Below are 8081 nucleotides of genomic sequence, written 5' to 3'. Positions count from 1 at the left end.
TGATTTGTTTAGTGCGACTGAGACGACCCGGAACTCGACTCGCGCGCACCCTCTTTCCCTCACCGCGACGCTTCCGATCTGCTCGCCGCGACGGCGCAACCGGGCCAGGCCCGCCCCGGCACGAACGTCGAAGCGCGCTTCCTCTGGGACACGCTCTGCGCCGACACCGCCTCGTCTTCCCTTCCGAATTCAGCTCAGGACGCCTGCTCATGAACCTGCGCATCCTGCTCGTCGACGATCACGCCGTGGTGCGCCAGGGCGTGCGCCAGTTGCTGCTCGACCGCGGCATCGCCTGCGAAGTGTTCGAAGCCCAGACCGGCAGCGAGGCGCTCGTCGCGCTCGCGCGCCACGCCTGCGACGTGGTCCTGCTCGACATCTCGCTGCCCGACATGAGCGGCATCGAAGTGCTCAAGCGCGCGAAGAAAAAGGCGCCGCGCGTGCCGGTGCTGATGTTCTCGATGTATCGCGAGGATCAATACGCGGTGCGCGCGCTGAAGGCCGGCGCGTCGGGCTATCTGTCCAAGACCGTGGACGCCGCGCAGATGACGGCCGCGATCCAGCAGGTCGCGAGCGGCCGCAAGTATGTGAGCCCGGCGATGGCCGAGGCGCTCGCCGATTACGTGCTGGTCGACGCCGAGCAGCTGCCGCACGAAAAGCTCTCCGACCGCGAATACCAGACGCTGTGCATGCTCGCCTCGGGCAAGCGCCTCACCGACATCGCGCACACGCTCTCGCTCTCCGTGAAGACGGTGAGCGTCTACCGCACGCGCCTGCTCGAAAAGATGAAGCTCAACAACAACGCCGAGCTGACCTTCTACGCGATGAGCAACCAGCTCGTCGATCTCGCGCCCACCGCGAGCTTCTGAACGCGGCGGATTCGCACGGCGGCGTGCGGCGGCCTCTTGCCGCACCTCGATGCCGCCCCGTCCCGTCCTGGTCCCTTCCCGGTCCCGCCGCACGCATGCGCGCCCGGCGCGTCCAGGCGAGCGTCGTCCCACTCAGGCAGCCTTCTCGCCATAAGCCCTTGATCCGGAAATGATTTCGCCGATTCGCGAAACGCCCGGCAAGGATTGCGCGCGCCCGCGCCCGTTTGCGGCGGAATCGACTGCGCGTTCCGACGGCTTCCGACCCGATTGAGCCGGGTCCGACACGGCGATCGGATAAAATTGTGGGTTTCCCCGACATACGGCACGCGGGCGCGATCCCATCCGATCGGCGCCTCGCGCGTTCTACCTGGAGTTCCCCGCCAAATGTCCCTCTTTCGCAAGAAGAACGTCGAAAACATGCTGAAGGCGAGCGCGCAGGGCGCCGGCCTGAAGAAGGCTCTCGGCGCTCTGGACCTCACTTTCCTCGGCATCGGCGCGATCATCGGCACCGGTATTTTCGTGCTAACCGGCACCGGCGCCGTGCAGGCCGGCCCCGCGCTGATGGTCTCGTTCCTGATCGCCGCCGTGGCCTGCTGCTTCGCGGCGCTGTCGTACGCCGAATTCGCCTCGACGATCCCGGTCGCCGGCTCGATCTACACCTATTCGTACGCCACGCTCGGCGAACTGATCGCGTGGATCATCGGCTGGGATCTGATGCTCGAATACGGCCTCGCCAGCTCGGCGGTCTCGGTCGGCTGGTCGGGCTATCTGCAGTCGCTGCTCGGCGGCTTCGGCGTGCATCTGCCTGCCGCGCTCACGGCCGCGCCGGGCGCGGTGCCGGGCGTGCACACGCTGTTCAACCTGCCCGCCTTCCTCGTGATGATGGGCATCACGGCGCTGCTCGCGATCGGCGTGCGCGAATCCACGCGCATCAACAACATCATGGTCGCGATCAAGGTCACGGTCGTGCTGCTCGTGATCGCCGTGGGCGCGTTCCACGTCAAGCCCGAGAACTGGCATCCGTTCATGCCCAACGGCTGGAACGGCGTGTTCGGCGCGGCGGCGGTGATGTTCTTCGCCTTCATCGGCTTCGATGCGGTCTCGTCCGCCGCCGAGGAAGTGAAGAATCCGAAGCGCGATCTGCCCGCCGGCATCATCGCCTCGCTCGCCGTCTGCGCGGTGCTCTACGTGGCGGTCGCGGCCGTGGTCACGGGCATCGTGCCGTCGGCGCAGTTCGCCAACATCGGCCATCCGGTGTCGTACGCGCTGCAGGTCGCGGGCCAGCCGTGGGTCGCGGGCTTCATCGACCTCGGCGCCGTGCTCGGCATGCTCACCGTGATTCTGGTGATGAGCTACGGCCAGACCCGCATCATCTACGCGATGTCGCGCGACGGCCTGCTGCCCGCGAAGCTCTCGAAGGTGCATCCGCGCTTCGCCACGCCGTTCTTCACGACCTGGCTCGTGGGCATCTTCTTCGGCCTGATCGGCGCGCTCGTGCCGCTCAACGTGCTCGCCGAGCTGATCAACATCGGCACGCTCGCGGCGTTCTCGATGGTGTCGATCGCCGTGCTCGTGCTGCGCAAGACGCACCCGCATCTGCCGCGCGCGTTCCGCTGCCCCGGCGTGCCGGTGGTGCCGGTCCTCGCCGTGGCGTCGTGCCTGTTCCTGATGCTGAACCTCGCGCGCGTGACGTGGATCGCGTTCGTCATCTGGCTGGTGATCGGCATGGCGATTTACTTCGGCTACTCGCGCCGCCATTCGCGCCTCGCGCATCAGCCGCACGAGCAGTAAGCGCTGAACCCGCACGGCGCGCTTTCGCTGCGCCGCAACGGCCCGTTCCGGCTTGTCCGGACGGGCCGTTTTTCATGCGCGCGCCCAAAATGGCCGCAGCGCAAAAAACACCGAAAACACGCGAAAAGACGCTGAAAATAGCGCGATTGGCGAGTAAAAGCCCGCGCAGCGCAAACCGGCAAAGTGTGCTTTACTGTGCCGAGCATCATCGCGGCAGCAAGGCATCGGCAATTCAGCAGCACGCATTCCACGCACTGAACAGCACAGCACCAGCCGGACCCTCGTCCCCGCTTTCGTCCTCGCTTTTGTCCTCGTCGCGCGCGCCCAACACGCGCCGCGTCGCGCGCACCGTCTCCCGTTTCGGGCGCACCGGACGAAAGATCGCAGGCGGCATCGCGGGGCAAGTGTGAACGCGGGCCAGGCCGGTCCCTGATCCTCACCGAGTGTGGTACCCGGGCGCGATGCGCGCGCGTCGCTCCGGGCGAAAGGAGACAGCCCATGGCGATCAGCCTCAGCCTCACGGTCAACGGCCAGCCCGTCACCGCCGAGATCGAACCTCACACGCTTCTGGTCCAGTTTCTGCGCGAGCAGCGGCGCCTCACCGGCACGCACGTCGGCTGCGACACGGCCCAATGCGGCGCCTGCACCGTGCATCTGAACGGCCGCGCGGTCAAATCGTGCAACACGCTCGCCGTGCAGTGCGACGGCATGAACGTAACGACGATCGAAGGTCTCGCCGCCAACGGCGCGATGCATCCGATGCAGGCCGCCTTCCGCGACTGCCACGGCCTGCAATGCGGCTTCTGTACGCCCGGCATGGTGATGAGCGCGGTGGCGCTCGCGCACGCGTGTCCGGGCCTCACCGAAGTGGACGTGCGCGCGAACCTCGACGGCAATCTGTGCCGCTGTACGGGCTATCACAACATCGTGAAAGCCGTGCTCCAGGGCGCAGAAGCCATGCAGGCCGCGGAGCAGCCTGCCGCGCAACCCGCCACCGCTTCGGCGGCGTGACGAGGGAGGCCGCCATGAACGCACCCGACTCCCAGCCGCGCATGATCGGCGCCTCGGTGAAGCGCAAGGAAGACTATCGCTTCCTCACCGGCGCGGGCCAGTACACCGACGACGTCGTCCTTCCTCAACAAACCTACGCCGTGTTCGTGCGCTCGCCGCACGCGCACGCGCGCATCCGCAGCATCGACACCGCCGCCGCGAAAGCCGCGCCCGGCGTGGTGGCCGTGTTCACCGGCGCGGACGTGGCCGCCGCCGGCGTCGGCGGCCTGCCGTGCGGCTGGCTGATCCACAGCATCGACGGCTCGCCGATGCACGAACCGCCGCATCCCGTGATCGCGCACGAGAAAGCGCTGCACGTGGGCGATCAGGTCGCGCTCGTGATCGCCGAATCGTGGAAGCAAGCGAAGGACGCCGCCGAACTCGTCGAAGTAGATTACGAGGAACTGCCCGCCGCCGTCGACACCGCCCGCGCCGCCGACGACGGCCAGCCGCTCGTTCACGACGCCGTGCCGAACAACACCTGCTACACATGGGGCCACGGCGACAAGGCCGCCACCGACGCCGCCTTCGCGCAGGCCGCGCACGTCACCACGCTCGACATCGTCAACAACCGGCTGGTGCCGAACGCGATCGAGCCGCGCGCCGTGAACGCGAGCTACGCGCAGCACGACGACAGCTACACCGTCTACGTGGCGAACCAGAACCCGCACGTCGAGCGTCTGCTGATGGCGGCGTTCGTGCTCGGGCTGCCGGAAACGAAACTGCGCATCGTCGCGCCCGACGTGGGCGGCGGCTTCGGCTCGAAGATCTTCCTCTACGCCGAGGACGTGGCGCTCACGTGGGCCTCGAAGCAGATCCGCCGTCCGGTGAAGTGGACCGCCGAACGCAGCGAATCCTTCGTCTCCGACGCGCACGGCCGCGATCACGTGACGAAGGCCGAACTCGCGCTCGACAAGGACGGCAAGTTCCTCGCCATGCGCGTGCACACCACGGCGAACATGGGCGCGTATCTCTCGACGTTCGCGTCGAGCGTGCCGACCATCCTCTACGCCACGCTGCTCGCGGGCCAGTACGCCACGCCCGCGATCTACGCCGAGGTGAAGGCCGTGTTCACGAACACCGTGCCCGTCGATGCGTATCGCGGCGCGGGCCGACCCGAAGCGACCTACGTGGTCGAGCGCCTCGTCGAAACCGCCGCGCGCGAGATGCGGATCGATCCCGCCGAGATCCGCCGCCGCAACTTCATCACGCAGTTTCCCTACGCCACGCCCGTGGGCCTCACCTACGACACCGGCGACTACGAAGCCTGTCTCTCGCGCGCGCTGGAACTCGCCGACGTGAAGGGCTTCCCCGCGCGGCGCGACGCGTCGAAGGCGCGCGGCATGCTGCGCGGCCTCGGCTACTCGTGCTACATCGAAGCGTGCGGCCTCGCGCCGTCGAACATCGCCGGCGCGCTCGGCGCGCGCGCGGGCCTGTTCGAAGCGGGCGAGATCCGCGTGAATCCCACCGGTTCGGTGACGGTGTTCACCGGCTCGCACAGCCACGGCCAGGGTCACGAAACGACCTTCGCGCAGGTGGTCTCCGACCGCCTCGGCGTGCCGATCGAGCAGATCGACATCGTCCACGGCGACACCGCGCGCATTCCGTTCGGCATGGGCACGTATGGCTCGCGCTCGATCGCCGTCGGCGGCTCGGCGATCATGAAGGCGCTCGACAAGATCGAGGCGAAGGCGAAGAAGATCGCGGCGCACATGCTCGAAGCGGGCGTGGAAGACATCGAGTTCGCCGACGGCGTGTTCCGCGTCGCGGGCACCGACCGCAGCAAGACCTTCGCCGAAATCTCGCTCGCCGCTTACGTGCCGCACAACTATCCGCTGGAGACGCTCGAACCGGGCCTCGACGAAAGCGCCTTCTACGACCCGACCAACTTCACCTATCCGTCGGGCGCGTATCTCTGCGAAGTGGAAGTCGATCCCGACACCGGCGAAACGCGCATCCAGCGCTTCACCGCCGTCGACGATTTCGGCAACGTCATCAATCCGATGATCGTCGAAGGCCAGGTGCACGGCGGACTCGGCCAGGGCATCGGCCAGGCGATGCTCGAACGCTGCGTCTACGACACCGAAAGCGGCCAGTTGCTCTCCGGCTCGTACATGGACTACGCGATGCCGCACGCGAGCGACGTGCCCTCGTTCAACGTGGAAACCGCGAAAGGCACGCCCTGCACGCACAATCCGCTCGGCGTGAAGGGCTGCGGCGAGGCGGGCGCGATCGGCTCGCCGCCCGCCGTCATCAACGCGATTCTCGACGCGCTCGCGCCGCTCGGCGTGAAGGACCTGCAGATGCCCGCGACGCCGCATCGCGTGTGGCAGGCGATGCAGGCCGCTTCGTCGTCCGCTTCGTCGTCCACGGCGCAATCGTCATCGCAATCCACGTCGCAGCAACCTTGAGCGGAGGCCCACCATGTACGCATTCGACTACCAGCGCGCGGGCGACGCGCAAGGCGCCGTGAAAGCGATTGCCGCCGACGCGGACGCCAAATTTCTCGCGGGCGGACAGAGCCTGCTCGCGGCGATGAAGCTGCGGCTCGCGCAGCCGTCCACGCTCGTCGACGTCACGCGCATTCCCGAGCTGAAAACGATCTCGGTCGACGGCAAGGTCGTGAAGATCGGCGCGGCGGTCTGCCATGCCGACGTCGCCGCGAACGCGCCGATCCAGAACGCGCTGCCGGGCCTCGCGCAGCTGGCCGCGCATATCGGCGACCGCCAGGTGCGCGCGCTCGGCACGCTCGGCGGCTCGCTCGCCAACGACGACCCGGCCGCCGACTATCCCGCCGCCGTGCTCGGTCTCGGCGCGACCGTGGTGACGGACCGCCGCCGCATCGCCGCCGACGACTTTTTCCTCGGCATGTACGAGACCGCGCTCGAACCCGACGAGCTGATCGTCGCCGTCGAGTTTCCGGTTCCGGAACGTTCGGCCTACGAAAAGTTTCGCAATCCGGCCTCGCACTTCGCGCTGACGGGCGTGTTCGTGGCGCAGTTCGCCTCGGGCGTGCGCGTGGCCGTGACGGGCGCGGCGCCGTCGGTGTTTCGCGCGACGGCGCTCGAAACCGCGCTCACGGCGAGCTTCACGGCGCAGGCGGCGCGCGCGGTCACGATCGGCGCGGACGGCTTGAACGGCGATCTGCATGCGAGCCCCGAGTATCGGGCGCACCTGATTCCGGTGCTCGCGGCGCGCGCGGTGACGAAGGCGCTCGGTTAGGCGCGTGCGCTAATCGGCGTCCGCTCGCGCGACTTTCCGCGCGCGCGGACGTCGATGTTTCTCGCCCACCTTTCGCACGTCATCACGGAAATCGCACGCGCAGTCAAAGGCCGCCATGCTCCCCGCCACCATCGACGACACGCTCGCGCAACTCGAAACGCAGGGCTATTTCGCAAGCCGCGAACTGGCCACGGCGCTGTTTCTCGCGCTCAGGATGCAGCGCCCGCTGTTTCTCGAAGGCGAGCCCGGCGTGGGCAAGACCGAACTCGCGAAAGCCGCCGCGGCGGTTTCCGGCACGACGCTGCTGCGCCTGCAATGCTACGAAGGTCTCGACACGGCGAGCGCGCTCTACGAGTGGGACTATCCGCGTCAGATCATGGCGCTGCGCCTCGCCGAAGCCGCCGGCGAAACGCCGCGCAGCGACACGCTCTATCGCGACGAATTCCTCCTCAAGCGCCCGCTGTTGCAGGCGCTTCAACCCGATCCGCAACATCCGGGCGCGCGCCGCGTGCTGCTGATCGACGAAATCGACCGCGCCGACGAACCGTTCGAAGCCTTCCTGCTCGAACTGCTTTCGGACTTCCAGGTGTCGATACCCGAATACGGCACGGTGCGCGCGAGCGAGCCGCCGCTCGTCGTCATCACGTCGAACCGCACGCGCGAGGTGCACGACGCGCTCAAGCGCCGCTGCCTCTATCAGTGGCTCGGTTATCCGGATCGTGCGCGCGAACTCGCCATCGTCGCGGCGCGCGCGAGCGAGACGTCGGCCGATCTGCAACGCCGCGCCGTCGCTTTCGTGCATCAACTGCGCACGATGGATCTGTTCAAGGCGCCGGGCATCGCCGAAACCATCGACTGGTGCCGCGCGCTGCACGCGCTCTGCGTGACCGAACTCGATCCGCAATCGGTGCAGGACACGCTGGGCGTGCTGCTCAAGTATCAGGACGATCTCGCGCAGCTCGACGCGCAACGGATCGCCGACACGCTCGCGCTCGCGGAGTAACGCCGATGCCGATGCCGCGCGCGCCTGCGCTTGCCACTTCGCTCACCGCCGCTTCCCGCGCACCGGACGCACACGACGGGCCGCCCATGCTCGCGCGCAACGTCGTGCACTTCGTGCGCGTGCTGCGCGGCGCGGGCTTGCCGATGTCG

7 protein-coding genes are annotated in these 8081 nt (G+C 67.8%); all 7 read left to right on the top strand.

Annotated features, from left to right (window positions below):
* The first annotated feature begins 209 nt into the window (after window positions 1–209).
* Entirely contained in the window at window positions 210–866 is a 657-nt protein-coding gene (gene rqpR / locus G3N97_RS33970; RefSeq protein ID WP_205997255.1) for a response regulator transcription factor RqpR, read from the top strand.
* Between the two features lie 384 nt (window positions 867–1250).
* Window positions 1251–2657 (top strand): amino acid permease, encoded by a 1407-nt coding sequence (locus tag G3N97_RS33965; RefSeq protein WP_205997254.1) that lies wholly within the window; start codon window positions 1251–1253, stop codon window positions 2655–2657.
* An 89-nt stretch (window positions 2658–2746) separates the two neighbouring features.
* Window positions 2747–3067, top strand: a complete 321-nt coding sequence (locus G3N97_RS33960) for a hypothetical protein (protein WP_205997253.1) — start codon at window positions 2747–2749, stop codon at window positions 3065–3067.
* An 88-nt stretch (window positions 3068–3155) separates the two neighbouring features.
* On the top strand, window positions 3156–3668 hold the full coding sequence (locus G3N97_RS33955; protein WP_205997252.1) for a (2Fe-2S)-binding protein: 513 nt from the start codon (window positions 3156–3158) through the stop codon (window positions 3666–3668).
* Between the two features lie 14 nt (window positions 3669–3682).
* Window positions 3683–6118 (top strand): xanthine dehydrogenase family protein molybdopterin-binding subunit, encoded by a 2436-nt coding sequence (locus G3N97_RS33950; RefSeq protein ID WP_205997251.1) that lies wholly within the window; start codon window positions 3683–3685, stop codon window positions 6116–6118.
* A 13-nt stretch (window positions 6119–6131) separates the two neighbouring features.
* Window positions 6132–6929, top strand: a complete 798-nt coding sequence (locus G3N97_RS33945; protein ID WP_065061923.1) for a xanthine dehydrogenase family protein subunit M — start codon at window positions 6132–6134, stop codon at window positions 6927–6929.
* 115 nt (window positions 6930–7044) lie between these two features.
* Window positions 7045–7932 (top strand): MoxR family ATPase, encoded by an 888-nt coding sequence (locus G3N97_RS33940; protein WP_205997250.1) that lies wholly within the window; start codon window positions 7045–7047, stop codon window positions 7930–7932.
* Window positions 7933–8081 lie beyond the last annotated feature (149 nt).

This window comes from Paraburkholderia sp. Ac-20347, assembly GCF_017104805.1.
GTDB lineage: Bacteria > Pseudomonadota > Gammaproteobacteria > Burkholderiales > Burkholderiaceae > Paraburkholderia > Paraburkholderia tropica.
Note: the sequence above shows the minus strand (reverse complement) of the source record. Positions and strands in the feature narration are given on the sequence as shown.